29 protein-coding genes are annotated in these 24,868 nt (G+C 63.9%); 23 read left to right on the forward strand and 6 right to left on the reverse strand.

Annotated elements, in window-relative coordinates:
* Position 1: 1 nt before the first annotated feature.
* Genes ACLSSQ_RS15370 through ACLSSQ_RS15380 form a run of 3 tightly spaced genes read right to left on the reverse strand, consistent with a single transcriptional unit; the run spans position 2 to position 1,809 of the window.
* Positions 2-562: a CNP1-like family protein gene (locus ACLSSQ_RS15370; RefSeq protein WP_232058806.1), complete on the reverse strand. Its 561-nt coding sequence runs from the start codon at positions 560-562 to the stop codon at positions 2-4.
* 56 nt (positions 563-618) lie between these two features.
* Positions 619-1,230 (reverse strand): CBS domain-containing protein, encoded by a 612-nt coding sequence (locus tag ACLSSQ_RS15375; RefSeq protein WP_014236427.1) that lies wholly within the window; start codon positions 1,228-1,230, stop codon positions 619-621.
* A 54-nt stretch (positions 1,231-1,284) separates the two neighbouring features.
* On the reverse strand, positions 1,285-1,809 hold the full coding sequence (locus ACLSSQ_RS15380) for an RNA pyrophosphohydrolase (protein ID WP_014236426.1): 525 nt from the start codon (positions 1,807-1,809) through the stop codon (positions 1,285-1,287).
* Positions 1,810-1,968: 159 nt separating this feature from the next.
* Between ACLSSQ_RS15380 and ACLSSQ_RS15385 the strand changes: the two genes are divergently transcribed.
* On the forward strand, positions 1,969-3,681 hold the full coding sequence (locus tag ACLSSQ_RS15385) for a proline--tRNA ligase (RefSeq protein ID WP_416243166.1): 1,713 nt from the start codon (positions 1,969-1,971) through the stop codon (positions 3,679-3,681).
* Complete coding sequence (locus ACLSSQ_RS15390; RefSeq protein ID WP_130459324.1) at positions 3,669-4,277, forward strand: lytic transglycosylase domain-containing protein; 609 nt, start codon at positions 3,669-3,671, stop codon at positions 4,275-4,277. Before ACLSSQ_RS15385 ends, ACLSSQ_RS15390 begins: the two co-directional genes overlap by 13 nt.
* 317 nt (positions 4,278-4,594) lie before the next feature.
* Here the strand turns inward: ACLSSQ_RS15390 and ffh are convergent, their stop codons facing one another.
* Positions 4,595-5,950: a signal recognition particle protein gene (gene ffh / locus ACLSSQ_RS15395; protein ID WP_130459325.1), complete on the reverse strand. Its 1,356-nt coding sequence runs from the start codon at positions 5,948-5,950 to the stop codon at positions 4,595-4,597.
* Between the two features lie 45 nt (positions 5,951-5,995).
* On the opposite strand from ffh, the gene ACLSSQ_RS15400 reads away from it, so the two are divergent.
* The 15 genes from ACLSSQ_RS15400 (at position 5,996) to slmA (ending at position 18,413) form a co-directional block, all read left to right on the forward strand.
* Positions 5,996-6,835, forward strand: a complete 840-nt coding sequence (locus ACLSSQ_RS15400) for a cytochrome C assembly family protein (RefSeq protein ID WP_416243167.1) — start codon at positions 5,996-5,998, stop codon at positions 6,833-6,835.
* A 275-nt stretch (positions 6,836-7,110) separates the two neighbouring features.
* Complete coding sequence (gene pilB, locus ACLSSQ_RS15405; protein ID WP_014236421.1) at positions 7,111-8,829, forward strand: type IV-A pilus assembly ATPase PilB; 1,719 nt, start codon at positions 7,111-7,113, stop codon at positions 8,827-8,829.
* A gap of 24 nt (positions 8,830-8,853) precedes the next feature.
* Positions 8,854-10,098 (forward strand): type II secretion system F family protein, encoded by a 1,245-nt coding sequence (locus ACLSSQ_RS15410; protein ID WP_014236420.1) that lies wholly within the window; start codon positions 8,854-8,856, stop codon positions 10,096-10,098.
* A gap of 2 nt (positions 10,099-10,100) precedes the next feature.
* A complete protein-coding gene (locus ACLSSQ_RS15415) occupies positions 10,101-10,955 on the forward strand; it encodes a prepilin peptidase (protein ID WP_130459326.1) in 855 nt (284 codons plus the stop codon).
* Between the two features lie 98 nt (positions 10,956-11,053).
* Complete coding sequence (locus tag ACLSSQ_RS15420) at positions 11,054-11,326, forward strand: FmdB family zinc ribbon protein (protein ID WP_130459327.1); 273 nt, start codon at positions 11,054-11,056, stop codon at positions 11,324-11,326.
* Positions 11,305-11,946: a DUF502 domain-containing protein gene (locus ACLSSQ_RS15425; RefSeq protein WP_014236417.1), complete on the forward strand. Its 642-nt coding sequence runs from the start codon at positions 11,305-11,307 to the stop codon at positions 11,944-11,946. The genes ACLSSQ_RS15420 and ACLSSQ_RS15425 overlap by 22 nt, the downstream gene beginning before the upstream one ends.
* 30 nt (positions 11,947-11,976) lie before the next feature.
* Positions 11,977-13,776, forward strand: a complete 1,800-nt coding sequence (gene aspS / locus ACLSSQ_RS15430) for an aspartate--tRNA ligase (RefSeq protein WP_416243168.1) — start codon at positions 11,977-11,979, stop codon at positions 13,774-13,776.
* A gap of 15 nt (positions 13,777-13,791) precedes the next feature.
* Entirely contained in the window at positions 13,792-14,184 is a 393-nt protein-coding gene (locus ACLSSQ_RS15435; protein ID WP_287875580.1) for a ribonuclease domain-containing protein, read from the forward strand.
* Between the two features lie 3 nt (positions 14,185-14,187).
* Positions 14,188-14,634: a barstar family protein gene (locus tag ACLSSQ_RS15440; RefSeq protein WP_416243169.1), complete on the forward strand. Its 447-nt coding sequence runs from the start codon at positions 14,188-14,190 to the stop codon at positions 14,632-14,634.
* A complete protein-coding gene (gene nudB / locus ACLSSQ_RS15445; RefSeq protein WP_205230101.1) occupies positions 14,631-15,098 on the forward strand; it encodes a dihydroneopterin triphosphate diphosphatase in 468 nt (155 codons plus the stop codon). The genes ACLSSQ_RS15440 and nudB overlap by 4 nt, the downstream gene beginning before the upstream one ends.
* A 168-nt stretch (positions 15,099-15,266) precedes the next feature.
* Entirely contained in the window at positions 15,267-15,611 is a 345-nt protein-coding gene (locus tag ACLSSQ_RS15450) for a hypothetical protein (protein WP_416243170.1), read from the forward strand.
* 85 nt (positions 15,612-15,696) lie between these two features.
* Positions 15,697-16,128, forward strand: a complete 432-nt coding sequence (locus tag ACLSSQ_RS15455) for an Hsp20/alpha crystallin family protein (protein WP_416243171.1) — start codon at positions 15,697-15,699, stop codon at positions 16,126-16,128.
* Positions 16,129-16,225: 97 nt separating this feature from the next.
* Positions 16,226-17,107: an acetylglutamate kinase gene (gene argB / locus ACLSSQ_RS15460; RefSeq protein ID WP_416243172.1), complete on the forward strand. Its 882-nt coding sequence runs from the start codon at positions 16,226-16,228 to the stop codon at positions 17,105-17,107.
* Positions 17,107-17,784 carry a pyrimidine 5'-nucleotidase gene (locus tag ACLSSQ_RS15465; RefSeq protein WP_205230103.1) on the forward strand — a complete coding sequence of 226 codons (678 nt, stop codon included), beginning with the start codon at positions 17,107-17,109 and terminating at the stop codon, positions 17,782-17,784. The genes argB and ACLSSQ_RS15465 overlap by 1 nt, the downstream gene beginning before the upstream one ends.
* A 32-nt stretch (positions 17,785-17,816) precedes the next feature.
* Positions 17,817-18,413, forward strand: a complete 597-nt coding sequence (slmA, locus tag ACLSSQ_RS15470) for a nucleoid occlusion factor SlmA (protein WP_205230104.1) — start codon at positions 17,817-17,819, stop codon at positions 18,411-18,413.
* A gap of 67 nt (positions 18,414-18,480) precedes the next feature.
* Here slmA and hemB read toward each other — a convergent pair whose 3' ends face one another.
* Positions 18,481-19,491, reverse strand: coding sequence for a porphobilinogen synthase (gene hemB / locus ACLSSQ_RS15475; protein WP_416243173.1), 1,011 nt, complete (start codon positions 19,489-19,491; stop codon positions 18,481-18,483).
* Between the two features lie 189 nt (positions 19,492-19,680).
* Entirely contained in the window at positions 19,681-20,439 is a 759-nt protein-coding gene (gene yihA / locus ACLSSQ_RS15480; protein ID WP_416243174.1) for a ribosome biogenesis GTP-binding protein YihA/YsxC, read from the reverse strand.
* Positions 20,440-20,665: 226 nt separating this feature from the next.
* Here yihA and ACLSSQ_RS15485 point away from each other — a divergent pair, with 226 nt between their 5' ends.
* From ACLSSQ_RS15485 to ACLSSQ_RS15510, 6 genes are all read left to right on the forward strand, one after another.
* On the forward strand, positions 20,666-21,307 hold the full coding sequence (locus tag ACLSSQ_RS15485; RefSeq protein WP_014236405.1) for a c-type cytochrome: 642 nt from the start codon (positions 20,666-20,668) through the stop codon (positions 21,305-21,307).
* Between the two features lie 178 nt (positions 21,308-21,485).
* Positions 21,486-21,866 carry a hypothetical protein gene (locus tag ACLSSQ_RS15490; protein WP_416243175.1) on the forward strand — a complete coding sequence of 127 codons (381 nt, stop codon included), beginning with the start codon at positions 21,486-21,488 and terminating at the stop codon, positions 21,864-21,866.
* Between the two features lie 3 nt (positions 21,867-21,869).
* Positions 21,870-22,370 carry an RNA polymerase sigma factor gene (locus ACLSSQ_RS15495; protein WP_130459337.1) on the forward strand — a complete coding sequence of 167 codons (501 nt, stop codon included), beginning with the start codon at positions 21,870-21,872 and terminating at the stop codon, positions 22,368-22,370.
* Positions 22,367-23,143 (forward strand): anti-sigma factor family protein, encoded by a 777-nt coding sequence (locus ACLSSQ_RS15500; protein ID WP_416243176.1) that lies wholly within the window; start codon positions 22,367-22,369, stop codon positions 23,141-23,143. Before ACLSSQ_RS15495 ends, ACLSSQ_RS15500 begins: the two co-directional genes overlap by 4 nt.
* Before the next feature lie 46 nt (positions 23,144-23,189).
* Positions 23,190-24,128 carry a protein-methionine-sulfoxide reductase catalytic subunit MsrP gene (gene msrP / locus ACLSSQ_RS15505; RefSeq protein ID WP_416243177.1) on the forward strand — a complete coding sequence of 313 codons (939 nt, stop codon included), beginning with the start codon at positions 23,190-23,192 and terminating at the stop codon, positions 24,126-24,128.
* Between the two features lie 12 nt (positions 24,129-24,140).
* On the forward strand, positions 24,141-24,842 hold the full coding sequence (locus tag ACLSSQ_RS15510) for a sulfite oxidase heme-binding subunit YedZ (protein ID WP_416243178.1): 702 nt from the start codon (positions 24,141-24,143) through the stop codon (positions 24,840-24,842).
* Positions 24,843-24,868 lie beyond the last annotated feature (26 nt).

Here is a 24,868-nt window from a genome sequence, read left to right on the forward strand (position 1 = left end):
ACTAGCGGGGCGCATCCGGATGCCCACCAGCCTTCAATGCTGCCACCCCCTCCTGGGCCGTTCGGATCGCCACACCCCCAGGACAAAAATACTCCCGGGAAAGCGCGGCATGGTGCCGGTTCACCATCTTGTTCTCCACAAGCCCCCATTGGTTGGAGCGAGCCTTTGACCAACTCCCATCCGGGCGGCCAAAAGCGTAGAGACGACGCTCCCGGGTATCACATCTCAAACCTTCATAACTGACGTTCCGAGCCCCCCCTTGGGCCACGACAACGAGAACATAGCGCACCACCCCATCAGACCCCACTGAAATGGTGGCTCCATCAACGCTGAACACTCCCTGGGCAGTGGGACTGACATAAAAGGGAATCAGAGTCTCTTCCCGGGGCGCGGGCGGCAACTGAGTCTCGACCTCCTGCCAAGGCTTCTTGTCGAACTCGTCATCAAAGTCATAGACCGTCCCCTGAGGAGGGAAAAGAATGGCCGGCAAATCCGCCAAGACCTGCTGACTGAGACACAGCCCGAGGGCAGCCAGCAAACTGCACAGTTTGGAATATTTCACGAACACTGCCTGTCACGTTAACAAGGACGGGGAACCGTCACTTAACCAGAAAGCCGCTATACCTCCGGCTGGGAAATCACAGCCTCGATTTCCGCAAAGGTACGCGCCACTTCGGTGGTATGCAAAGGAATGCCCAACTGGCGCGCGACTTGGGAGGCTGAGAACACCCCCCGAACCATCTGCCGCCCGCCCAGTGGATCGAAATCCACCACCAGCGCATGCTGACGCCCTGAGTATTTGAGCGTTTCGACGACATTCCCAACATCTGCGCGCAGGACGTCCCCGATATGCAGCACCTCGATTTCATCCCGAGGCGTCATGATATCTGCCACTCGGACATCCTCATGCCGCACGCCCCGATTGCGCACGACCTGGAGCGGTCGCTCCCCCAGGATATCCCGGGCGGTCACCAGGCCGACGACATCCCCTCGGGCGTCGACAACCAGCAAGGAACGAACCCCCCGCACAATCATGGCCTGGTTGGCCACATCAATGTGGGTGGATGCCTCAATAGTGGCTGCAGCCACCAGCTTGAGATCAGTCATGACTTCAAGCGCCGGGGAATCGACCCGGACCGGCTGGGGGGAAAAATAGGTGGGTTGATGATAACCGGCCCCATCGGCCAGACGGGTTATTGGAAGCGGCTTGTACTCGGTTTTCGCGACCATTGCTATCTCCTTGACTAGAGGACGACGGACCACACCTGCGAAACCAAAGAAAACCTAATTCCCAATCTCCAGCGGGCGCCGAATGCGGCCGGGAGCCCGCCCACGATCGGCGTCAATATAACGGACCAGTTCGTTCAGCGCCTGCTGATAAACGCCACGCTTGAACTCGATCACCGCATCCAACGGAATCCAGTAATCGTTCCAGCGCCACGCATCAAATTCAGGGTGACTGGTTGCCCGGAGGCACACATCGCTGTCGCGGCCCACAAGGCGCAACAGAAACCAGATCTGTTTCTGCCCCTTGTAGCTGCCACGCCATTCGCGCTTGATCCATTGCGTCGGCACGTCATAACGCAGCCAATCCTTGGTTCGACCGAGGATGCGCACGTGTTCGGGCTTTAACCCGACCTCCTCGTGCAACTCCCTGAACATGGCCTGCTCCGGCGTTTCGCCGCGCTTGATGCCACCTTGGGGGAACTGCCAGGAATGCTCACGAATACGCTTGCCCCAGAAAACCTCGTTTTTTGCGTTACAAAGAATGATGCCGACGTTCGGGCGATAGCCTTCACGGTCGAGCATGGAAAACCTGCATCAAATATTGGGTTGAAAGCATTCTTTCACAATTCCACATACTTGGAAAGGAAGGCCATCGGCCGGAAACAAGCCAATACCCGGCATCCCATGACGGTCCGTCGTCTTGTAGAATTAGATTTTTAGCCCGTCAAAAGATTCAATCCCATGCGTACCTCCCAATTTTTCATTTCCACCCTCAAGGAAGCCCCCTCCGACGCGGAAGTGATCAGCCACAAGCTGATGCTTCGTGCCGGCCTCATCAAGCGCCTGGCAGGCGGCATTTATACCTGGATGCCCCTGGGCCTGAAGGTACTGCGCAAGGTGGAAAAGGTGGTGCGTGAAGAAATGGATCGCGCCGGCGCCATTGAACTGCTGATGCCGGCCGTGGTGCCCGCCGAACTGTGGCAGGAAACCGGCCGCTGGGAAAAGTACGGACCGGAACTGCTGCGCTTCAAGGACCGTCACCAGCGGGACTTCGTCATCGGCCCCACCCACGAGGAAGTGATCACCGACGTGGTGCGCAAGGAAATCAAGAGCTACCGCCAGCTGCCCGTCCATTTCTATCAGGTGCAGAGCAAGTTCCGCGACGAGATCCGCCCCCGTTTCGGCGTCATGCGCGGCCGCGAATTCCTGATGAAGGACGGCTACTCCTTCCACACCTCCTTCGCCGATCTGGAGCGGGAATACAAGCACATGTACGACACCTACTGTCGTATCTTCACCCGCCTGGGCCTGCAGTTCCGCGCCGTGGCCGCGGACACCGGCTCCATCGGCGGCACCGGCTCCCATGAATTCCATGTGCTGGCCGACTCCGGCGAAGACGCCATCGCCTTCTGCCCGGACTCCGACTACGCCGCCAACGTGGAACTGGCCGAAGCCCTGGCCCCTGCCGCTGCCCGTGCTGCGGCCAGCCAGGCCATGACCAAGGTCGCCACCCCGGGCAAGACCCAGTGCGCCGATGTGGCCGCCTTCCTCGGCACCAGCGCCGCCCAGATGGTCAAGGCCGTGGCAGTGATGCGCACCGAAGGTGGCTTTGCCCTGCTGCTGCTGCGCGGCGACCATGAATTGAACGAGATCAAGGCCGAAAAGATCATCGGCGAATTCCGCTTCGCCAAGGACGACGAAATCGTCGCCGCCCTCGGCTGCAAGCCCGGCTACATCGGCCCGGTGGGCATCAAGGCGGACATCCCCGTGATTGCTGACCGCACGGTGGCGGCCATGGCGGATTTCATCTGCGGCGCCAACGAGGCCGAGCATCACCTCACCGGCGTCAATTTCGGCCGCGACCTGCCCGAACCGGGCCAGGTGGCGGACATTCGCAACGTCGTCGAAGGCGACCCCTCCCCGGATGGCAAGGGCCAGCTGGGCCTGTGCCGCGGCATCGAAGTGGGCCACATCTTCCAGTTGCGCACCCGTTACTCCGAAGCCCTCAACTGCAAGTACCTGGACGAAAACGGCAAGGAACAGATCATGGAGATGGGCTGCTACGGCATCGGCGTCTCCCGCATCGTCGGCGCCGCCATCGAGCAGGGCAACGACGACAAGGGCATCGTCTTCCCCGCCGCCATCGCCCCCTTCGAAGTGGCCATCGTGCCCATGGGCTACCACAAGAGCGAGGCCGTCAAGGCGGCTGCCGACCAGCTCCTGGCCGACCTCAAGGCCGCCGGCATCGACGTGCTGCTGGACGACCGCAACGAGCGCCCCGGCTCCATGTTTGCCGACATGGAACTGATCGGCATCCCCCACCGCATCGTCGTGGGCGAACGGGGCCTGGCCGAAGGCAAGCTGGAGTACAAGGGCCGCCGCGATGCGGAAGCCCAGATGGTGGACGCCGCCGGCATCGTTGCCCTGCTGCAAGGGAAGCTGTGCGCCGCCTAAAGGCACTGCTGCTGTCCGGCTGCCTGTGCCTGCCCCTGGCGGCGCAGGCAGGGGCTCAGAAGTATGAGCCCCTGTCGGCCAGCGTCCAGGCTGCCTTGTCCAAGTCGGTCGCCGACCAGAAGCCGCCCCAGAGTTCGTTCAAGGACCCGATTGCGGCGGCCAACTGGCTGACGGAAATGTCCCACCGGCTGGAAAAGCGCATCCCCAATCAGGAAAGCCGCCTCGAGCTCCTGCGCTCGGTGCACTACGAAGCCACCCGGGCCGGGCTCGACCCCCAGTTGGTGCTGGGCCTGATCCAGGTGGAGAGCGGCTTCAAGAAATATGCCGTCTCTTCAGCCGGCGCCCGGGGGCTGATGCAGGTGATGCCCTTCTGGGTCAAGCTGATCGGCGATCCCAGCCACAACCTCTTCAACCTCCGCACCAATCTTCGTTATGGCTGCACCATCCTGCGCCATTACCTGGACATCGAGCGGGGCGACCTGTACCGGGCCCTGGGCCGCTACAACGGCAGCCTGGGCCAGCCCGAGTACCCCAACCTGGTGAAGGGCGCCTGGCATGGGCGCTGGCTCTACAACGAGCAGGTGGCCCTGCATTAGGGCGCACCAACGGCAATCGAGAAGAGAACCACGTATCTGATTTGCCGTCTCCGAGAGAGCGAACCGCCTCTCCGAAGGGAATGGGTTCGCGCCGCTGGCGGCCATAAATAGCATTAGCCCAGGAGGCAGCAGGGACGGGCATGCCAGCTGTTCCATGCCGGAGAAGGCCGTCCTTACTGCCTCTCAGCCATGGTAACTTTCACCCCGCAACAGGAATGGATTGGCGGCAAACACTCAGGGCCGGTCAAGCAGGCAATTCCGATAAAAAAAGCCCCGGCACACGGGGCTTTTTTTATCGCCGCAAGGGATGCGAAAGATCAGCGCATGCCCGGCATCATGCCCTTCATGCCCCGCATCAGCTTGGACAGGCCGCCCTTGGCGAAGGACTTCATCATCTTCTGGGTCTGCTCGAACTGATTGAGGAGGCGATTGACTTCCTGCACCTGCACCCCGGCACCGGTCGCGATGCGGCGCTTGCGGCTGGCCTTGATCAGCTCCGGCTTGGCCCGCTCCGCCGGCGTCATGGAATTGATGATGCCCTCAATGCGGCGCACCGCCTTGTCTTCCGCACCGCCCTGCAGCTGGCCGGCGGCCTGGGCGAACTGGGCCGGCAGCTTGTCCATCAGGGCCGCCATGCCCCCCATGTTGCGCATCTGGGCGATCTGGTCCTTGAAATCGTTGAGATCGAAGCCCTTGCCCGACTTGAGCTTCTTGGCCATGGCCAGGGCCTTTTCCTCATCGACCCCCTTGCGCGCCTCTTCCACCAGGGAAAGGATGTCGCCCATGCCCAGCACCCGGGACGCCATGCGCTCGGGGTGGAAGGCCTCCAGGCCGCTCAGCTTCTCGCCGACACCGACGAACTTGACCGGTTTGCCGGTCACATGGCGCACAGAGAGGGCGGCACCGCCCCGGGCGTCACCGTCCAGCTTGGTCAGCACCACACCGGTCAGGGGCAGGGCCTCATTGAAGGAGCGGGCGGTATTGACCGCATCCTGGCCCAGCATGGCGTCGACCACGAACAGGGTTTCCACCGGCTTGATCGCCGCATGCAGCTGCTTGATCTCGGCCATCATGGCTTCGTCGATGGCCAAGCGGCCGGCCGTATCGACCAGCAACACGTCGTGGTAATGCTTGCGGGCCCAGTCGATGGCGGCCAGAGCGATGGCTTCCGGCTTTTCCTCGGTGCTGGAGGGGAAGAAATCGACGCCGGCCTGGGCCGCCACCGTTTTCAACTGCTCGATGGCGGCAGGGCGGTAGACGTCGCAGGAAACCACCAGCACCTTTTTCTTCTGGGTTTCCTTGAGCAGTTTGGCCAGCTTGCCCACCGTCGTGGTCTTGCCGGCACCTTGCAGGCCGGCCATGAGGATGACGGCGGGCGGCTGGGTCGCCAGATTGAGGGCGGAATTGGCACCGCCCATCAACTGGGTCATTTCCTTGTGCACCACACCGATCAGGGCCTGGCCCGGGGTCAGGGAGCCAATGACTTCCTCGCCAAGGGCCTTCTCCTTCACGGCGGCAATGAAGTCCTTGATCACCGGCAGCGCCACGTCCGCCTCCAGCAAGGCGAGGCGGACCTCGCGCAGGGCGTCGGAAATATTGGATTCCGTCAGACGGGCTTCACCCCGGAGGGTCTTCATGACACCGGCGAGGCGTTGAGTCAGATTATCGAGCATGGGCAGGAGGTGAGCTTAAGAGGTTGCTTGGTGTAAACTGCGGGAATGCCGTCCATTTTACTGCACTTCCTGCCCCACTACCTGGCCAGCGCCCTTTATGCCCTGCTGGGTTTCCATTTCTGGCGCACCCGCTGGGCGGAAACTGACAAGCCCATGGTCACGGCGCCGATGCAACCCTGGGAGCGCTGGGCCATTCTCGGCGCCATGCTGATCCAGGGCATCGGCCTTTACGACGGCCTCTTCGGCACGGGAGAAATGCGCTTCTCCTTCAGCTTCGCCCTCTCCCTGATGTTGTGGCTGGCCGTCTTCATCTACTGGATGGAAAGCTTCAAGGCCCGCATGGAAGGCCTGCAGCCCATGGTGTTGCCGCTGGCAGCCGCCTGCGCCATCCTGCCGCCCCTCTTCCCCTCGGCCCACGTCCTGCCCCATGCCGATTCGGTCGGCTTCAAGCTGCATTTCATGGCAGCCATGCTGGCTTACAGCCTGTTCACCCTGTCGGCCCTGCACGCAGTCTTCATGGGGTTCGCCGAACGCAAGCTGCATCAGCGCTCCCTCACCAAGAGCCTGACCAGCCTGCCGCCTTTGATGACCATGGAAGCCCTGCTGTTCCGCATGATCATCGTCGGCTTCATCCTGCTGACTGCCGCCCTCGGTTCCGGCGTACTGTTCTCCGAAGCCCTCTTCGGCAAGGCCATGGCGCTGGACCACAAGACGGTCTTCGCCTTCATCTCCTGGGGCATATTCGCCGCCCTCCTTGCCGGCCGCCATGCCTACGGCTGGCGCGGCCGCACTGCCCTGCGCTGGACCATGGCCGGCTTCCTGGTGCTCCTGATGGCCTATGTCGGCAGCCGCTTCGTGGTGGAAGTGCTGCTGAACCGCCTCTGACGCAGTTGCAATGGCTGGGCACTGCCTCGGCCGGCGAAGCATCGCACCCTCCTCAGCTAGGCGCCCCCTTGGGGGTACTGGCAGGCGATGGGCGCATACCGGCAACCAAGCAATTGCGTTGCCGAGTGTAAAAGTGTGAAAACACTTCGACTTTGCCACCCAAGCAACTGATCCGTCACAACTTTACAAAAAGACCCGCGGCGGGCATCATCAGCCCGATAACGACGGCATAGCTACCGCCCCACTTCAGTCCAACCCACGCAGATGCAGGAGTCATGGCAGCTACTTTTCAGGTTCCCCTAAGTGGTCTTGCGCGCGCCATGGTCCAGGCTGGACGCCTCAAAGAGGCCGAAGCCGAAGCCTTCATGGCCCAAGCCAGCGAAAAGGGCACGACATTCATTGAGCAGGTGATCGCCGGCAAGCGGGCCAGCGCCAAGGAAATAGCCGTATTCGCAGGAGAAACGTTCGGCTACCCGGTCCTTGATCTGAGCGCTTTCGATGAAGCCAACATTCCGGCCAGCGCCATTGACCGGAAGCTCATCGCCACCCACCGCGTCATACCGCTGAACAAGCGCGGCAACCGGCTCTCGGTAGCGATAGCTGACCCAACAAATTTGCGGGCCTTGGACGAAATTCGCTTCCAGACAGGCTTGGCAGTGGACTCCGTCGTTGTCGAGGAGCCCAAACTGGCACCGCTGGTCGTCAAATATTCGGAATCGGCAGAAGAAAACCTCAAGAATCTCACCAATGAGGACTTGAACCTCGAATTTGCGGAAGAAGAAGATCAGGCCAAGGCCGATGAAGCCGTATCCCTGGATGTGGATGACGCACCGGTCGTCAAGTTCATTCAGAAAATACTGCTGGATGCGATCAACGATGGCGCTTCCGACATCCACTTCGAGCCGTATGAAAAGTTTTACCGCATTCGCTATCGCATCGACGGCGAGTTGCGAGAGGTTGCCAATCCGCCCCTGGCAATCAAGGAAAAGGTAGCTTCCCGCATCAAGGTCATTTCCCGGATGGACATTTCCGAGAAGCGGGTCCCGCAAGACGGCCGGATGAAGCTGGTCCTTTCCAAAACCAGAGCCATCGACTTCCGGGTCAGCACGCTACCAACGCTGCATGGCGAAAAGATCGTCATGCGTATTCTGGATCCGTCCTCCGCCACGCTGGGCATCGAGGCGCTGGGCTACGAGCCGGAACAGAAGGAAGCCCTGCTCAACGCCATCCACCGTCCTTATGGCATGGTTCTGGTAACCGGCCCGACCGGTTCCGGCAAAACCGTATCCTTGTACACCTGCCTCAACATCCTGAACAAGCCTGGCATCAACATCTCCACCGCGGAAGACCCGGCAGAAATCAACCTGGCCGGCATCAACCAGGTAAACGTCAACGACAAGGCGGGCCTGACCTTTTCTGCCGCCCTCAAGTCCTTCCTGCGGCAGGATCCGGACATCATCATGGTGGGTGAAATCCGCGACCTGGACACTGCCGAAATCGCAATCAAGGCGGCCCAGACCGGCCACATGGTGCTATCCACCCTGCACACCAACGATGCCCCGACGACACTGGAGCGCCTGAAGAACATGGGCGTCCCCACCTTCAACATTGCCTCGTCCGTCATCCTGATCACCGCCCAGCGGCTGGCCCGCCGTCTGTGCAACTGCAAGGTCCCGCTCCACGTACCCACCGAAACCCTTCTGAATGCAGGCTTTACCGAAGCAGAACTGGATGGCAGTTGGACACTCTATGGCCCCAACCCGGAAGGATGCGAGCGCTGCAAGGGAGGCGGTTTCAAGGGCCGGGTAGGCATTTACCAGGTGATGCCGGTTTCCGAGGAAATTCAGCGCATCATCATGGCCAATGGCAACTCCATGGATATTGCTGCCCAGGCCAAAAAGGAAGGGGTCAAGGACTTGCGCCAGTCCGGCCTGTTGAAAGTAAAGCAGGGAGTCACCTCCCTGGACGAAGTGCTGTCTACGACAAACGCCTGATAACCATTCAGAAAGAGGCCCTCCATGGCCACTGCCGGCAAAAACACACAAAACACCAAGCGTGCCGACCCAAGCATCAAGGAGTTCGTCTTTGTTTGGGAAGGCAAGGACAAGACCGGGAAAATCATCCGGGGGGAATTGCGCGCCACCAGCGAAACGGTGGTCCAGGCAACCCTGCGGCGCCAAGGCGTGCTGGTTACCAAGGTATCCAAGCAGCGTTTCAAGAGTGGCGGCAAGATCACCGACAAGGACATCACCCTGTTCACCCGGCAGCTGGCCACCATGATGAAATCTGGGGTGCCGCTACTCCAGGCCTTCGACATCGTTGGCAAAGGCCACTCAAACCCCGCTGTCGGGAAACTGCTGCTGGATATCAAGGCTGATGTCGAAACGGGTAGCGCTCTGAACCAAGCTTTCCGCAAGTACCCACTTTACTTCGACAGCCTATTCTGCAACTTGATCGGCGCCGGCGAGCAGGCCGGCATCCTCGATACACTCCTTGATCGACTCGCCATCTACAAGGAAAAAATCCTCGCCGTCAAAAGCAAGATCAAGTCAGCCCTGTTCTATCCAATTGCCGTCATTGTCGTAGCTTTCTGCATTACGGCTGTGATCATGATTTTTGTAATTCCTGCGTTCAAAGAGGTTTTCAAATCGTTTGGTGCAGACCTTCCTGCCCCGACACTAGTCGTAATAGCGATTTCTGACTTCTTCGTTGCCTATTGGTATTTGATCTTCGGCATATTGGGAGGAGGAATCTATTCCTTCCTGGAGTCGTGGAAGCGCTCCGAGGCCGTTCAGATTGCCATGGACAAGGCATTGCTGAGGATGCCGATTTTCGGCCCTCTCATACGGAAATCGGTTATCGCCAGATGGACGAGAACCCTGGCAACCATGTTTGCCGCCGGCGTTCCTCTGGTTGAGGCATTGGACTCAGTGGGCGGAGCCTCAGGCAACCACGTTTACAAAATGGCAACGCGTCAGATCCAAAGCGAAGTCAGTACCGGCACCAGCCTGACCAACTCAATGCAGAATGTGAACCTGTTCCCCAATATGGTGATCCAGATGGTTGCCATCGGTGAGGAATCTGGGGCCCTCGACTCAATGCTGTCCAAGGTTGCGGACTTTTTTGAAGCCGAAGTGGACGATTCTGTTGCGGCCCTCTCCAGCCTGATGGAGCCAATCATCATGGTCATATTGGGGGTTCTCATCGGCGGCATGGTGGTGGCGATGTACCTGCCGATCTTCAAAATGGGCTCCGTGGTCTAAGTATGGAATTTTTACTACTGGAAAGTCCCGCCCTTGCCTCTGCTGTGGCCGGAATCCTGGGCCTCCTGGTCGGCAGCTTCCTCAACGTCGTCATCCACCGCCTGCCACGGATGATGGAGCGGGACTGGCACCTGCAGTGCGCCGAACTGCGGGGGGAAACGGCACCGGAAAAGGAACGGCTGAGCCTCGCGGCCCCGGCCTCCCGCTGCCCCCATTGCGGCCACGCCATCCGGGCCTGGGAGAACATCCCGGTACTCAGCTTCCTGCTCCTCAAAGGCCGCTGTTCCGGTTGCCAGGCCCCGATTTCCCTGCGCTACCCGTTGGTGGAGGCCTTCACGGGCCTGCTCTCCGCCTTCACGGTATGGCACTTCGGCCCGACCCTGGCAGCGGCTGCCGCCCTGTTGCTGCTGTGGGCCATGGTGGCCCTGACCGGCATCGACTTCGACACCCAGCTGCTGCCGGACTCCATCACCCTGCCCCTGGTCTGGCTCGGCCTGCTGTTCAACATCTCCGGCACCTTCACCGACATCAGTTCCGCCGTCATCGGCGCCATGGTCGGCTACCTGTCCCTGTGGAGCGTCTACTGGCTGTTCAAGCTGGCCACCGGCAAGGAAGGCATGGGCTACGGCGACTTCAAGCTGCTGGCGGCCATCGGCGCCTGGCTCGGCTGGCAGATGCTGCCCCTGACCATCCTGCTCTCCTCCCTGGTCGGTGCCGTCGTCGGCGTGGCCCTGATCGTGCTGGCCCGCCGGGGCCGCAACGTGCCCATTCCCTTCGGTCCCTATCTGGCTGCTGCAGGCCTGCTGGCCCTGTACTGGGGCCAGGAACTGACCCAGTCCTACCTGCGGCTGCTCTAGCCGCTTGAATTCTCCGGGTTTCACCCCCATTTTCCCAGCCGGGGCCTGCATAAGGCCGGCCCCGGTTCGGGTATAATTTCGCTTTTCCGGAGTTCCTCATGCCGATTTACGAATACCGTTGCCCCGCCTGCGGCCATCAGCAGGACCACATGCAGAAGATGAGCGACGCCCCCCTGACCGCCTGTCCCCAGTGCGGCAAGGACGGCTACGCCAAGCAGATTTCTGCCGCCGGCTTCCAGCTCAAGGGTTCCGGCTGGTACGCCACCGACTTCAAGGGCGGTAGCGGCGCCTCCCCGGCCAGCAGCAAGAAGGCCGACAACCCGCCGCCCTGCCAGGGCGGCGACGGAGCATGCGCGTGCGCGGGCAGCTGATCAAACGCTATTTCATCACCGGGCTGCTGATCTGGGTGCCCCTGGCCATCACGGCCTGGGTGCTGAACCTGATCATCGGCACCATGGATCAGTCGCTGCGGCTGCTGCCGGAGGCGATCCATCCGCGCAACCTGTTCGGCTTCGACATTCCGGGGGCCGGCGCCATCCTCACCCTGCTGATCATCCTCGTCACCGGGGTGGCGGCGGCCAACTTCATCGGCGAAAAGCTGGTGCGCTGGTGGGAAAAGCTGCTGGCCCGCATCCCGGTGGTCAATTCGGTCTATAACAGCGTCAAGCAGGTTTCCGACACCCTCTTCTCCCAGAGCGGCCAGGCTTTCCGCAAGGCCCTGCTGGTGCAATACCCGCGCCAGGGCTCCTGGACCATCGCCTTCCTCACCGGCCAGCCCGGCGGCGACGTGGTCAATCACCTGGTGGGCGACTACGTCAGCGTCTATGTGCCGACCACGCCCAACCCCACTTCCGGCTTTTTCCTGATGCTGCCGCGCAGCGACACCATCGAACTGGAAATGAGCGTGGACGAGGCCCTCAAGTACATCATTTCCATGGGCGTCGTCGCACCGCCGGCCCGGCACCTGCCGCCGCCCCAGCCCCATCACTGAACCACAAGAATCAACCCTTCTGGAATCACCATGCGTACTCATTATTGCGGACAACTCAATTCTGGCCTGAACGGCCAGGAAGTCACCCTTTGCGGCTGGGCTCACCGGCGGCGCGACCACGGCGGCGTCATCTTCATCGACCTGCGGGACCGGGAAGGCCTGGCCCAGGTGGTGTGCGATCCGGACCGGGCCGACATGTTCAAGGTGGCCGAGTCCGTGCGCAACGAGTTCGTGCTGAAGATCACCGGCAAGGTCCGCCCCCGCCCCGAAGGCACCGTGAATCCCAACATGGCCAGCGGCGAGATCGAAATCCTCTGCCATGAAATCGAAGTGCTCAACGCCGCGGTGACGCCCCCGTTCCAGCTGGACGACGACAATCTGTCCGAGAACGTGCGCCTGACCAACCGGGTCATCGACCTGCGCCGGCCCCAGATGCAGAAGAACATGATGCTGCGCTACAAGACGGCCATGGCCTTCCGCCGCTTCCTCGACGGCCAGGGCTTCATCGACATCGAAACCCCCATGCTCACCAAGAGCACCCCGGAAGGCGCCCGCGACTACCTGGTGCCCTCCCGCGTGCATCCGGGCCAGTTCTTCGCCCTGCCCCAGTCCCCCCAGCTGTTCAAGCAGATGCTGATGGTGGCCGGCTTCGACCGCTACTACCAGATCACCAAGTGCTTCCGCGACGAGGACCTGCGCGCCGACCGCCAGCCTGAATTCACCCAGGTCGATATCGAGACCTCCTTCCTCACGGAAGACCAGATCACCGCCATCATGGAAGAGATGGTGCGCTACGTCTTCAAGGAAGCCCTGGCCGTCGAGCTGCCCGCCCCCTTCCCGCGCATGACTTACGCCGAAGCCATGAACCGCTTCGGCTCCGACAAGCCGGACCTGCGCGTCACCCTGGAACTGACCGAAGTCACCGACCTGGTGGCCGACGTGGCCTTCAAGGTCTTCTCCGGCCCGGCCACCAGCGGCGGCCGTGTCGCCGCCCTGCGTGTGCCCGGCGGTGCCAGCCTGACCCGCGGCGAGATCGATGAATACACCAAGTTCGTCGGCATCTACGGCGCCAAGGGCCTGGCCTACATCAAGGTCAATGACGCCTCCCAGCCCAACGAGAGCGGCCTGCAGTCCCCCATCGTCAAGAACCTGCACGCAGCCGCCCTCAAGGGCATCCTGGAGCGCACCGGCGCCCAGTCCGGCGACCTGATCTTCTTCGGCGCCGACAAGACCAAGGTGGTGAACGATGCCCTCGGCGCCCTGCGCGTCAAGCTCGGCCACGAGAAGGGCTACCTCAACGGCAAGGCCTGGGAACCCCTGTGGGTGGTGGATTTCCCCATGTTCGAGTACGACGAGGACGACAAGCGCTGGACCGCCTGCCACCATCCCTTCACCAGCCCCAAGGACGGCCACGAGGAATTCCTCTTCACCGATCCGGGCAAGTGCCTGGCCAAGGCCTATGACCTGGCCCTCAACGGCTGGGAAATCGGCGGCGGCTCCGTGCGTATCCACAAGGCCGATGTGCAGGCCAAGGTTTTCGAAGCCCTCAACATCGGTGCGGAAGAGCAGCAGCTCAAGTTCGGCTTCCTGCTCGACGCCCTCAAGTACGGCGCCCCGCCCCACGGCGGCCTGGCCTTCGGTCTGGATCGCATCGTCACCATGATGGCCGGCGCCGAATCCATCCGCGACGTCATCGCTTTCCCCAAGACCCAGCGCGCCCAGTGCCTGCTCACCGACGCTCCCTCCGACGTGGACGAGAAGCAGCTGAAGGAGCTGCACATCCGCCTGCGCCAGAAGGTGGAAGCCCAGGTCGAAGTCAGCAAGGGCTAAAGCAAGCCCGCCGCCATGCGCCGCTCCCGCCTCCTGCCCTCCCTGCTGGCCGGCCTGGCCCTGCTGGGCGGGCTGCTGGCGGGGCCGGCCGCGGCCCGGGAACCCAATCCCGGCCCGGCTTTCGGCGATGCCAGCGTCTCCGTCCAGGAGCTGCCGGCCGAGGCCCGCAGCACCCTCAACCTGATCCATCGCGGCGGCCCCTTCCCCTACCCCAAGGACGGCAGCACCTTCGGCAACTTCGAACGGCGCCTGCCCCTGCAGCCCCGGGGCTACTACCGCGAGTACACGGTGGACACCCCCGGCGCCCGTAACCGGGGCGCCCGCCGCCTCATCGCCGGCGGCCAGCCGCCGGTGGTCTTCTACTACACCGACGACCACTACCGCAGCTTCCGTCGTCTGCGGGACTGAACCATGACCGGCAAACCATCCCGCACCCCCGACTTTCCCGCCCTGCTGGCCAAGGCCGACCTGGCCGGCCCCTACCGCCTGCGCCCGGACCAGGCGCCGACCGCCCTGGCCGCCGCCAGGCAACTGGGCCTGAGCGTGGCCGAGATCGGCCTGGACGGCGACTTCCTCACCGAGCTGGGACGGCAGTTGCAATTCCCCGAACACTACGGCGCCAATTTTGACGCCCTCTATGACTGCCTCACCGACCTGGCGGCCAGCCCGGGCCAGGGCTGTCTGCTGCTGTTCACCGGCGCCCCTGCCGCGGGCGTGGATGAAGATGACGAGGGCAGCCCGGTGGACACCCTCATCGCCGTGCTGCAGGCCGCCGGCGACGAATGGCGGGAGCAGGGCCGCCCCCTGTGGGCCCTGTTCGCCGTCCCCGGCCTGGCCCTGGATTCCCTGCCGGCGTGAGCGCCACCCCGGGCGAAACGCCCAAGCCCTACAAGCGGCCCGTTTCCGTCCTGGTGCTGATCCACACTCCGGAGCGGCAGATTCTCCTGCTCGAGCGCGCCTCCCACCCGGGCTACTGGCAGTCCGTCACCGGCAGCCAGGAGGGCGACGAGCCCCTCGACGCCACGGCCCGGCGCGAGGTGCTGGAGGAGACCGGCATCGACATCGCCAGCGAAGACCTGCCCCTGCGCAACTGGCAGCAGAGCCACGTCTTCGAGATCTTTCTCGAATGGCGCCATCGCTACGCCCCCGGCGTCACCCACAACATCGAGCACGTCTATTCTCTGGAGCTGCCGGCGCCCCGGCCGGTGACCCTGGCACCGGGCGAACACCTGGACTACTGCTGGCTGCCCTGGCAGGAAGCTGCTGACAAGGTCTTCTCCTGGACCAACCGGGACGCCATTCTCCAGCTGGCCCAGCCCTAGAGGCCCAAGGGACGGCCATCCCAGGCCGCTACTGCCGCAGCGCCTCACCACGCCTTGCCCTGCCGGCACCCCGGCTCGTCATGCCCGTCCCTTTTTGATGCCAGCCCTGGCGCTGCTGGTGGCCTTCGTGCTTCCATTGGCCATCGTCATTCCCGTCCCATCTCCGCCATGCGCCGTCCCGCCCTGTTCTGCCTGCTGCTCCTCTGTTCCTCCCTGGTCCTGGCCCACGGCCATCCGGTGGCGGTGGCCGACGACCACCCGGACGCACCCCGCCTGAGGCTGTGCAACCGGGCCGAGGACGTGGCCCTGCAGGCCCTCGGCGACCGGGACAAGGGACGTCCCCTGCGCCCCCTGCCGGCCGAAGAGGCCCATGCCACTTTTCTCCAGTCCCTGGCGCGCCAGGTCTATGAGGAGCCCCAGATCCGCAGCCCCAAGTTCGCCCAGAGCCTGGCCCGGGGCCGCTGCAACGAGTACTGGGAGGCCCGAGGGGAGGGGCAGAACGCTCGCCCTTGAAAAGTTTTTGCCATGCCCTATATAGGAAACAGAAGGTGCCGTATGGATATGGCATCCGCCCTGAGTCCTTGAAGGAGAGATCATCATGAGCAATCACCTGACCCGCCTCAGCCAAGCCGGACTGGACCCGCTCGACGACCTGTTCCGGGGTTTCTTCGTGCGCCCGGTGGAGTTTTCCAACCAGACCCAGGCGCCCAGCATCAAGATGGACGTCAAGGAAGATGAAAAGGCCTACCAGGTGCACGCCGAACTGCCGGGCGTGAAGAAGGAGGACATCCACGTCCATGTGGAAGGCAACACCGTGGCCATCAGCGCCGAGGTCAAGCAGGAGAAGGAAGTGAAGGAAGGCCAGCGCCTGCTGCGCTCCGAACGCTACTTCGGCAAGGTTTCCCGCTCCTTCCAGGTGGCCCAGGACATCGATGACGCCCAGGCTTCCGCCAGGTTCAACGACGGCGTGCTGGAGCTGACCCTGCCCAAACGGGCCGCCGCCAGCAGCAAGCGCCTCACCATCGACTGAGCCTGCGCCACTCCCCAGACAGCCGGCAGCCACTGCCGGCTTTTTCTTTCCGCTCCCCGGCGGGTAGAATTCCCGGGTCTTTCATTCGGGAAACACCATGACCACCCCCACCCCCGCCCAGCAGGCCGCCATCCTGGCCGAAGCCCTGCCCTACATCAAGCGCTTCCACGGCCGCACCATCGTCGTCAAATACGGCGGCAACGCCATGACCGACGAGCACCTCAAGCAATGCTTCGCCCGGGACGTGGTGCTGCTGAAGCTGGTGGGCATGAACGTGGTGGTGGTCCATGGCGGCGGCCCCCAGATCGAGAACATGCTCGGCCGGGTCGGCAAGAAGGGCGAATTCATCCAGGGCATGCGCGTCACCGACGCCGAGACCATGGAAGTGGTGGAAATGGTCCTGGGCGGCCAGGTGAACAAGGACGTGGTCAATCTCATCAACCGCGCCGGCGGCAAGGCCGTGGGCCTCACCGGCAAGGATGGCGGCATGATCCGGGCCAAGAAGCTGCTGCTGCCCAACAAGGAAACCCCCGATGACCTGATCGACGTGGGCCAGGTGGGCGACATCGTGCAGATCGACCCCTCCCTCATCGGCAACCTGGAAGGCGCCGGCTTCATCCCGGTGATCGCCCCCATCGGTGTCGGCAAGGACGGCGAAACCTACAACATCAATGCCGACGTGGTGGCCGGCAAGGTGGCCGAGGTGCTCAAGGCCGAGAAGCTGGTGCTGCTGACCAACACCCCCGGGGTGCTGGACAAGGCCGGCCAGCTCATCACCGGCATCACCCCCAAGCAGATCGACGACATGGTGGAGGACGGCACCCTCTCCGGCGGCATGCTGCCCAAGATCAGCTCCGCCCTGGATGCCGCCCGCAACGGCGTGAAGAGCGTGCACATCATCGACGGCCGGGTGGAACATGCCCTGCTGCTGGAAATCCTCACCGACCACGGCGTCGGCACCATGATCAAGAGCCACTGATGGCCATGCCCCGGGGCTGGCGGCAGGGTGGCCAGCCGGTCTGGATCTTCGATCTGGACAACACCCTGCACAACGCCAGCCCCCACATCTTCCCCCACATCAACCGGGCCATGACCGCCTACATCCAGCGCCACCTGGCCCTGGACGAGGCGGCCGCCCAGGCCCTGCGCCAGGACTACTGGCACCGCTACGGCGCCACCCTGCTGGGCCTGATCCGGCACCACGACATCGACCCCCACCATTTCCTGCGGGAAACCCACGACCTGGAGGTATTGCTGCCCGGCATCGTCTTCCAGCGGGGGGTCAAAGCCATGCTGCAGCGCCTGCCGGGACGCAAGATCGTCTTCTCCAACGGTCCCCAGCACTACACCGAAGCCGTGCTCGAGGCCACCGGCATCGCCGACTGCTTCGCCGCCGCCTATTCGGTGGAGCGGGTGCGTTTCCGGCCCAAGCCCGAGAGCCACGGCTTTCGCCACCTGTTCCGGGCCGAGGGCCTGAATCCGCACCGCTGCATCATGGTGGAGGACAGCCTGCCGAATCTGGCCACGGCCAAACGGCTCGGCCTGAAGACCGTCTGGGTGAGCACTGACTCCGCCGCCAGACTGCGCCAGCCGGCCTATGTGGACGTCACCCTGCGCAACATCCTGGACCTGCCCCGGGCCCTGCGCCAGCTATAATTTCCCCACCAACAACAAGGGGGAGAAGCACCATGGCCAGCAAGCCCGGCGAACGCAAGCTGCAGATCCTGCAAACCCTGGCGGCCATGCTGGAACAGCCCCAGGGCGAGAAAATCACCACGGCCGCCCTGGCCGCCCGCCTCGAATGCTCCGAGGCCGCCCTCTACCGCCACTTCGCCAGCAAGGCCCAGATGTTCGAGGGCCTCATCGAATTCATCGAGACCAGCCTGCTGGGCCTCATCAACCAGATCACGGCGGAAGAGGAAATGGGCCTGAAGCAGGTGGAACTGATCCTGCACCTGCTGCTGGGCTTTGCCCAGCGCAACCGGGGCATGACCCGGGTCCTCACCGGCGATGCCCTGGTGCACGAAAACGAGCGCCTGCAGGCCCGCATCAACCTGCTGCTGGAAAAGCTGGAGGCGGCCCTGCGGCAGTCCCTCAAGGTGGCGGCCACCCAAGAGGGTCTGAGCCCCGCCACCGACTTCGCCGCCCTGGCCAACCTGCTGCTGTGCCACGTCAGCGGCCGCTGGCAGCAATACGCCAAGAGCGGCTTCAGCCGGGAGCCCCTGGCCCAATGGCCCCAGCAATGGCCCATGCTGTACGGGGCCTGCCTCAGCCAGGCAACCTGATTTCCAATCGCCATGGACAATGAAAAAGGGCGCCGCGGCGCCCTTTTTCATTGGAGTAAGCGACCGCTTACTTGCGCAGCCACTCCGCCGCATCCAGGGCGAAGTAGGTGAGGATGCCGTCGGCACCGGCCCGCTTGAAGGACAGCAGGGCCTCCAGGACGCAGGCCTCCTCAGCCAGCCAGCCGTTCTGGATGGCGGCCTTGAGCATGGCGTACTCGCCGCTCACCTGATAGGCGTAGGTGGGCACACCGAACTGCTCCTTGACCCGGCGCACGATGTCCAGATAGGGCATGCCCGGCTTCACCATCACCATGTCGGCCCCCTCTTCCAGGTCCTGGGCCACTTCCCGCAGGGCCTCGTCCGTATTGGCCGGGTCCATCTGGTAGGTGTACTTGTTGCCCTTGCCCAGGTTGGCGGCGGAGCCGACGGCATCCCGGAAGGGGCCATAGAAGGCGGAGGCGTACTTGGCGGAATAGGCCAGGATGCGGGTGTAGATCAGCTTCTCCGCTTCCAGGGCCTGGCGGATGCTGCCGATGCGGCCATCCATCATGTCGGAGGGCGCCACCACGTCGGCGCCGGCCTGGGCGTGGCAGACAGCCTGCTTGATCAGCACTTCCACGGTCACGTCGTTGAGCACGTAGCCGCTGGCGTCGATCAGCCCGTCCTGGCCATGGATGGTGTAGGGGTCCAGGGCCACGTCGGTGATGACGCCCAGCTCCGGGAATTCCTTCTTCAGGGCCTGCACCACGGTGGGCACCAGGCCTTCCGGATTGTAGGCCTCGGCCGCATCCAGGCTCTTGCGGCTGCCATCCACCACCGGGAACAGGGCCAGGGCGGGCACGCCCAGCTTGAGGGCGCGCTCGGCGGTATGCAGCAGCAGGTCCAGGCTCTGGCGGCAGACGCCGGGCATGGAGGCGACGGCTTCGCTGCGCTGGCTGCCTTCGAGGACGAAAACGGGATAGATCAGGTCGTCCGCAGTGAGCACGGACTCACGCATCAGACGACGGGAGAAATCATCGCGGCGCATGCGCCGCATGCGGGTGGCGGAGAACTTTCCGGGGATGGTTTGGCTAGTCATGGCAGGCGGTTCTGAACCCAGTTAAAAATTTTCAAAAAAATTGCACGGTTTGGGAACTTCTCTCCCCCAAGGCCTCTCTTAGAACGCAGATGGCTCACACCGTCTCCCGCTTTACCTCCCTGAGCGGGTGCCTTAATCAAGTTAATTAAGGCATTTCGGCCCCCGGTTACCCCTTTACCGGGGGCTTTTTTATTTCTGTGCCGGAGCCTTGGCCGGCTTCGGTTTGGCCGGTTTGCCCCCCGCCAGCACGGCTTTCTTGTTGCCCGGGGCGTGGGTCCGGTTCTGCTTGGCGCCGGCGGCGCTCTTGGCCGAACGGATCGGCCGGGGCGGCGGCGCCGGGCGCGGCGGCGGCACTTCCATACCCATCCAGCCGGCAATCACCTTCTCCGCTTCCTCGACGCCGGTCTTCTTCAGGCTGGAGAACAGCTGGACGGTGCAACGTTCCCCCAGATCGGCCATGGCGGCCTTGACCTGACGCAAAACCAGGGACTGCTCCTGCCGCGTCAGCTTGTCCGCCTTGGACAGCATGATGTGCAGGGGCTTGCCCGTGGCGGCAAACCAGTCGATCAGGTTCTGGTCCAGCTCCGTCAGGGGATGGCGGCTGTCCATGATCAGCACCAGGCCGGACAACGGCCCGCGGTGCTGCAGGTAGGGGCCGAGCAGGCCCTCCCACTGGGAACGGATTTCCTCCGGCGCCTTGGCATAGCCGTAGCCGGGCAGATCCACCAGGAACTTGCCTTCTTCCAGCTTGAAGAAATTCAGGTGCTGGGTGCGGCCGGGGGTTTTGGAAACGAAAGCCAGCCGGGTGTGGTTGGCCAGGGTATTGATGGCGGACGACTTGCCGGCGTTGGAACGGCCGGCAAAAGCCACCTCCGCCTGGGCGTCCTCGGGCAGATCCCGCAAATGGGCGACGGTGGTTAAAAAAACCGCCTTTTGAAACAGGGCCATGGTGGGCCTTCTCCTTTTTCCGCTCCTCGCTTCGGAGCACCGAAGTGATATAGAATAGCAGGGTTTCGGCTTTTGCTTTCACGGGGTTCAGCCCCCAGGCGAGGCAAACTCCGGCCGCAGCAATGCTCAAAGAATAACCCTGGCCTCCCGGGAGGGGCCGCGCGATCCCGCTCCGGCGGCCTAGCGTCTATACCGAATTTTTTGGATCGATAGAAGGAGTTTGGACATGATTCGCACCACGGCTCTGGCGCTTCTGCTCGCCGCCAGCTTCACCGCCCACGCCAACCCGGAAGCTGCTGCCAAACCGGACCCCGCCAAGGGCAAGCCCATTGCTGAAGCCGTCTGCGGCGCCTGTCACGGCACCGACGGCAACAGCCTGGCTGCCGCCAACCCCAACCTGGCCGGCCAGATCCCCGAATACATCGTCAAACAGCTGTCCAACTTCAAGCCCGGTGCCGACGGCAAGGCGCCCCTGCGCAACAACGCCATCATGGCCGGCATGGCCGCCACCCTGGCCACCGAAGACGACATGAAGAACGTGGCCGCCTACTTCGCCGCCCAGACCCTGAAGCCCCAGGTGGCCAAGGACGAAAAGCTGGTGGCCCAGGGCCAGAAGCTGTGGCGCGCCGGCGACGTGAAGAAGGGCATCCCCGCCTGTGCCGGCTGTCACGGCGCTGCCGGTGCCGGCCTGCCCGCCCAGTTCCCCCGTCTGGCCGGCCAGTGGGCTGAATACACCGAGAACCAGCTGAAGACCTTCCGCTCCGGCGAGCGCGGCAACGATCCGGAAAAGATGATGCGCACCATCGCTGCCAAGATGAGCGACCAGGAAATCAAGGCCGTGGCCGAGTACGCTGCCGGCCTGCGCTAAGCCGCACTCCCAGCAGCACCGAAAAGGGTGGCGTTTGCCACCCTTTTTCTTTTTCTGCGGCATTTTTTCCGGCGCCGGCGGTCCTACCGCCAGCCACGGAAATTATTTGCCGCCGGAGGGAATTGGCAGCCGGGGATTTCCGTATATCCGTATGCAACATCACCCTACGGAGATCACCATGAAAATCCACACCTACATCGCCGGCATCGTTCTCGCCACCGGACTGGCCGCCTGCGCCAGTTACGGCGGCCCCGCTCCAGCCACGGTCGCCCAGGACGCCCTCACCGGCAGCAACGGCATGACCCTCTACGTCTTCGACAAGGACCCGGCGGACGGCAGCAAGAGCGTCTGCAACGGCCCCTGTGCCAGCAACTGGCCGCCCCTGTTCGCCAACGAGATGGACCGGGCCAACGGCCACTTCAGCGTCCTCACCCGGGACGACGGCAAGAAGCAGTGGGCCTACCGGGGCAAGCCCCTCTACTACTGGGTCAAGGACCAGAAGCCGGGAGACCGCAGCGGCGACGGCGTAAACAACGTCTGGCACGTGGCCAAGCCCTGAACCATGGAGGAAGCGCCGCTCCTGGCCGAGATTCCCCGGCTACGCCGCTACGCCCGGGCCCTGGTGGGCGACCGGGCGGCGGCGGACGACCTGGTGCAGGACACCCTGGAACGGGCCTGGAGCCGGCGCCACAGCTGGCAGGATGACCGCCCCCTGCGTCCCTGGCTGTTCTCCATCATGCACAACCTGCGCCTGGATCAGCTGCGCCGCCCCGGCATCGCCCCCCAGTCACTGGACGAGCGAATCCCGGAACCGGGTACCCGGCCCACCCAGAGCGACGCCCTGGAACTGGCCGACCTGGCGGCAGCCCTCTACCGCCTGCCGGAGGAGCAACGGGCGGTGATCCTGCTGGTGGCACTGGAAGACATGAGCTACGACGCCATTGCCCAGACCCTGGCCATCCCCCGGGGCACCGTCATGTCGCGCCTCTTTCGCGGCCGCGAGCATCTGCGCCGCCTCATGGCGCCGGAGTCCGGCGTCACCCATTTGAGGGTCGTACCATGACGCCCCAGCCCATCCACGAAGACGAACTCCAGGCCTGGGCGGACCAGCGCCTGCCCACCGAGCGGCAAACTCAGGTGGAGTCGTACCTGGAACAACATCCCGACACCCACGCCCGACTGGAGGCCTACCAGGCCCAGAACCGGGCCCTGCAGTCCCTCTTCCAGCCGGTGCTGGAGGAGGACATTCCGAAGCACCTGCAGGAACTGCCGCGGCCGACGCCCCTCCTCCGGCAGCGCTTCCTCACCTGGCCCTGGCAGAGCGCCGCCGCGGTACTGCTGGTGCTGTCGGGCGCCCTGGCCGGCTGGCAGGCCCATACCTACCTGCCGTCGCCCAGCCTGGCTTCAGCCCTGCCCCGCCAGGCGGCCATCGCCCACGCGGTGTATACACCGGAGGTGCGCCACCCGGTGGAAGTCGGCGCCGATCAGGAAACCCATCTGGCCGCCTGGCTGTCGAAACGGCTCGGCGCCCCCCTGCACCCGCCCCGCCTCGGCGCCCAGGGCTTCGAACTGGTGGGCGGGCGCCTGCTGCCGGGCGACCAGGGCCCCGTGGCCCTGTTCATGTACCAGGACGGGGGCGGCCAGCGCCTGACCCTCTATGTCAGCGGCGAAGGCACCGGCAGTGGCGACACCTCCTTCCGTTTCAGCCGGGAAGGGGACGTCAGCGTTTTCTACTGGGTGGACGGTGGCTTCGGCTATGCTTTGTCCGGCACGCTGGACAAGGCAAGCCTGGGCACCATCGCCACCCAGGTCTATCAACAACTGGAAGCCCGCTAGGGCGGCCCGCCCCGCGCCTGCCCAATCCTCACCTCCGGAGCCGCCCATGCTGATCCGCCGCCCCCCCGACCTGCTCCCATCCGAGATTACGCCGGAGCCCCTGGCCCGGGGTCGCCGTACCCTGCTCAAAGGCCTCGGCGCCGGCGCTGCCCTGGCCGGCCTGGGGCTGCCCCAGATCAGCCAGGCCGGCAGCCTCGGCAGCCTGCGCCCCAGCCCCTTGAGCAGCGACGAAAAGCTGACGCCCCTCAAGTCGGTCACCGGCTACAACAACTTCTACGAGTTCGGCACGGACAAGGAGGACCCGGCCCGCCACGCGCCCGGCCGCCTCAAGACCCGGCCGTGGACCGTCACCGTGGAAGGGGAGATCAAGCGCCCCCGCACCTTTTCCATCGACGACCTGCTGAAGCTGGCGCCCCTGGAGGAGCGCATCTACCGCATGCGCTGTGTCGAAGGCTGGAGCATGGTGATTCCTTGGGTCGGCTTTCCCCTGGCGGAGCTGATCCGGCAGGTGGAACCCAACGGCCAGGCCCGCTTCGTCGAATTCGTCACCCTGGCGGACCCCCAGCAGATGCCCGGCGTCCGCTCTCCGTTACTGGACTGGCCCTATGTGGAAGGACTGCGCCTGGACGAGGCCCAGCACCCCCTGACCCTGCTCGCCGTCGGCCTCTATGGCGAGGTGCTGCCGGCCCAGAACGGGGCGCCGATCCGTCTAGTGGTGCCGTGGAAGTACGGTTTCAAGAGCGCCAAGTCCATCGTGCGCATCCGCTTCGTCCGCGAACAGCCCCGCAGCACCTGGATGAAGGCCGGCCCCAGCGAATACGGCTTCTACTCCAACGTCAATCCGGCGGTGGACCATCCCCGCTGGAGCCAGGCGACGGAGCGCCGCATCGGCGAATTCATCAAGCGCAAGACCCTTCCCTTCAACGGTTACGCCGACCAGGTGGCCGGCCTCTACAGCGGCATGGACCTGCGCCGCTTCTTCTGACATTTTCCGCCCATGACCTTCCAGCCCACCCCGCGCCAACTCTCCGCCATCAAGGCCGCCCTGTTCCTGCTCACCCTGCTGCCGGCCCTGCACTACGCCCACGGCCTGTGGTCGGACAGCCTGGGGGCCAATCCCATCGAAGCCCTGACCCGGGGCATGGGCATCTGGACCCTCAACTTCCTCTTTCTCACCCTGTGCGTCTCGCCCCTGCGCAAGCTCTCCGGCTGGCACTGGCTACTGCGCCTGCGCCGCATGCTGGGGCTGACGGCCTTCGCCTACGGCTGCCTGCACCTGCTCACCTACTTCTGGCTGGACCAATTCTGGGACGTGGACGCCATCGCCCGGGATATCTGGAAGCGCCCCTTCATCACCGTCGGCGCCACCGCCTTCCTGCTGATGCTGCCCCTGGCCCTGACCTCCAGCCACGCCGCCATCCGCAGCCTCGGCGGCAAGCGCTGGCAGAGCCTGCACCGGGCCGTCTATGCAGTGGCGATCCTGGGGGTGGTGCATTACCTGTGGCTGGTGAAACGGGTAGCCCTGCTGGACCCCATCATCTACGCCCTGGTCCTGGCCATCCTGCTGGGATGGCGCGTGGTGGAACGCATCCGGCTGAACGGCCCCTGGCCGACCCGCAGCACGCCGCCGGCAGTGCAGCCTGTCGTCTTCATGAAGCGGGACGCGGCGGCGGCCCTGGGGGTGCCGAAGAAGCGCTAAAACAAAGGGCCCTGGGCACTCGTGCG

It is taken from the genome of Azospira sp. APE16, from assembly GCF_047901315.1.
Classification (GTDB): Bacteria; Pseudomonadota; Gammaproteobacteria; order Burkholderiales; family Rhodocyclaceae; genus Azospira; species Azospira oryzae.

Bases quoted from the DNA above. Each gene is read 5' to 3' on its own strand.
- ACLSSQ_RS15485 (WP_014236405.1), top strand. From the start codon at position 20,666: ATGATTCGCACCACGGCTCTGGCGCTTCTGCTCGCCGCCAGCTTCACC.
- aspS (WP_416243168.1), top strand. From the start codon at position 11,977: ATGCGTACTCATTATTGCGGACAACTCAATTCTGGCCTGAACGGCCAG.
- msrP (WP_416243177.1), top strand. From the start codon at position 23,190: ATGCTGATCCGCCGCCCCCCCGACCTGCTCCCATCCGAGATTACGCCG.
- argB (WP_416243172.1), top strand. From the start codon at position 16,226: ATGACCACCCCCACCCCCGCCCAGCAGGCCGCCATCCTGGCCGAAGCC.
- ACLSSQ_RS15495 (WP_130459337.1), top strand. From the start codon at position 21,870: ATGGAGGAAGCGCCGCTCCTGGCCGAGATTCCCCGGCTACGCCGCTAC.
- ACLSSQ_RS15440 (WP_416243169.1), top strand. From the start codon at position 14,188: ATGACCGGCAAACCATCCCGCACCCCCGACTTTCCCGCCCTGCTGGCC.
- ACLSSQ_RS15385 (WP_416243166.1), top strand. From the start codon at position 1,969: ATGCGTACCTCCCAATTTTTCATTTCCACCCTCAAGGAAGCCCCCTCC.
- ffh (WP_130459325.1), bottom strand. From the start codon at position 5,950: ATGCTCGATAATCTGACTCAACGCCTCGCCGGTGTCATGAAGACCCTC.
- ACLSSQ_RS15510 (WP_416243178.1), top strand. From the start codon at position 24,141: ATGACCTTCCAGCCCACCCCGCGCCAACTCTCCGCCATCAAGGCCGCC.
- ACLSSQ_RS15400 (WP_416243167.1), top strand. From the start codon at position 5,996: ATGCCGTCCATTTTACTGCACTTCCTGCCCCACTACCTGGCCAGCGCC.
- hemB (WP_416243173.1), bottom strand. From the start codon at position 19,491: ATGACTAGCCAAACCATCCCCGGAAAGTTCTCCGCCACCCGCATGCGG.
- ACLSSQ_RS15500 (WP_416243176.1), top strand. From the start codon at position 22,367: ATGACGCCCCAGCCCATCCACGAAGACGAACTCCAGGCCTGGGCGGAC.
- ACLSSQ_RS15380 (WP_014236426.1), bottom strand. From the start codon at position 1,809: ATGCTCGACCGTGAAGGCTATCGCCCGAACGTCGGCATCATTCTTTGT.
- ACLSSQ_RS15420 (WP_130459327.1), top strand. From the start codon at position 11,054: ATGCCGATTTACGAATACCGTTGCCCCGCCTGCGGCCATCAGCAGGAC.
- ACLSSQ_RS15415 (WP_130459326.1), top strand. From the start codon at position 10,101: ATGGAATTTTTACTACTGGAAAGTCCCGCCCTTGCCTCTGCTGTGGCC.
- ACLSSQ_RS15375 (WP_014236427.1), bottom strand. From the start codon at position 1,230: ATGGTCGCGAAAACCGAGTACAAGCCGCTTCCAATAACCCGTCTGGCC.
- ACLSSQ_RS15465 (WP_205230103.1), top strand. From the start codon at position 17,107: ATGGCCATGCCCCGGGGCTGGCGGCAGGGTGGCCAGCCGGTCTGGATC.
- ACLSSQ_RS15435 (WP_287875580.1), top strand. From the start codon at position 13,792: ATGCGCCGCTCCCGCCTCCTGCCCTCCCTGCTGGCCGGCCTGGCCCTG.
- ACLSSQ_RS15455 (WP_416243171.1), top strand. From the start codon at position 15,697: ATGAGCAATCACCTGACCCGCCTCAGCCAAGCCGGACTGGACCCGCTC.
- pilB (WP_014236421.1), top strand. From the start codon at position 7,111: ATGGCAGCTACTTTTCAGGTTCCCCTAAGTGGTCTTGCGCGCGCCATG.
- yihA (WP_416243174.1), bottom strand. From the start codon at position 20,439: ATGGCCCTGTTTCAAAAGGCGGTTTTTTTAACCACCGTCGCCCATTTG.
- ACLSSQ_RS15490 (WP_416243175.1), top strand. From the start codon at position 21,486: ATGAAAATCCACACCTACATCGCCGGCATCGTTCTCGCCACCGGACTG.
- ACLSSQ_RS15410 (WP_014236420.1), top strand. From the start codon at position 8,854: ATGGCCACTGCCGGCAAAAACACACAAAACACCAAGCGTGCCGACCCA.
- ACLSSQ_RS15425 (WP_014236417.1), top strand. From the start codon at position 11,305: ATGCGCGTGCGCGGGCAGCTGATCAAACGCTATTTCATCACCGGGCTG.
- ACLSSQ_RS15450 (WP_416243170.1), top strand. From the start codon at position 15,267: ATGCGCCGTCCCGCCCTGTTCTGCCTGCTGCTCCTCTGTTCCTCCCTG.
- slmA (WP_205230104.1), top strand. From the start codon at position 17,817: ATGGCCAGCAAGCCCGGCGAACGCAAGCTGCAGATCCTGCAAACCCTG.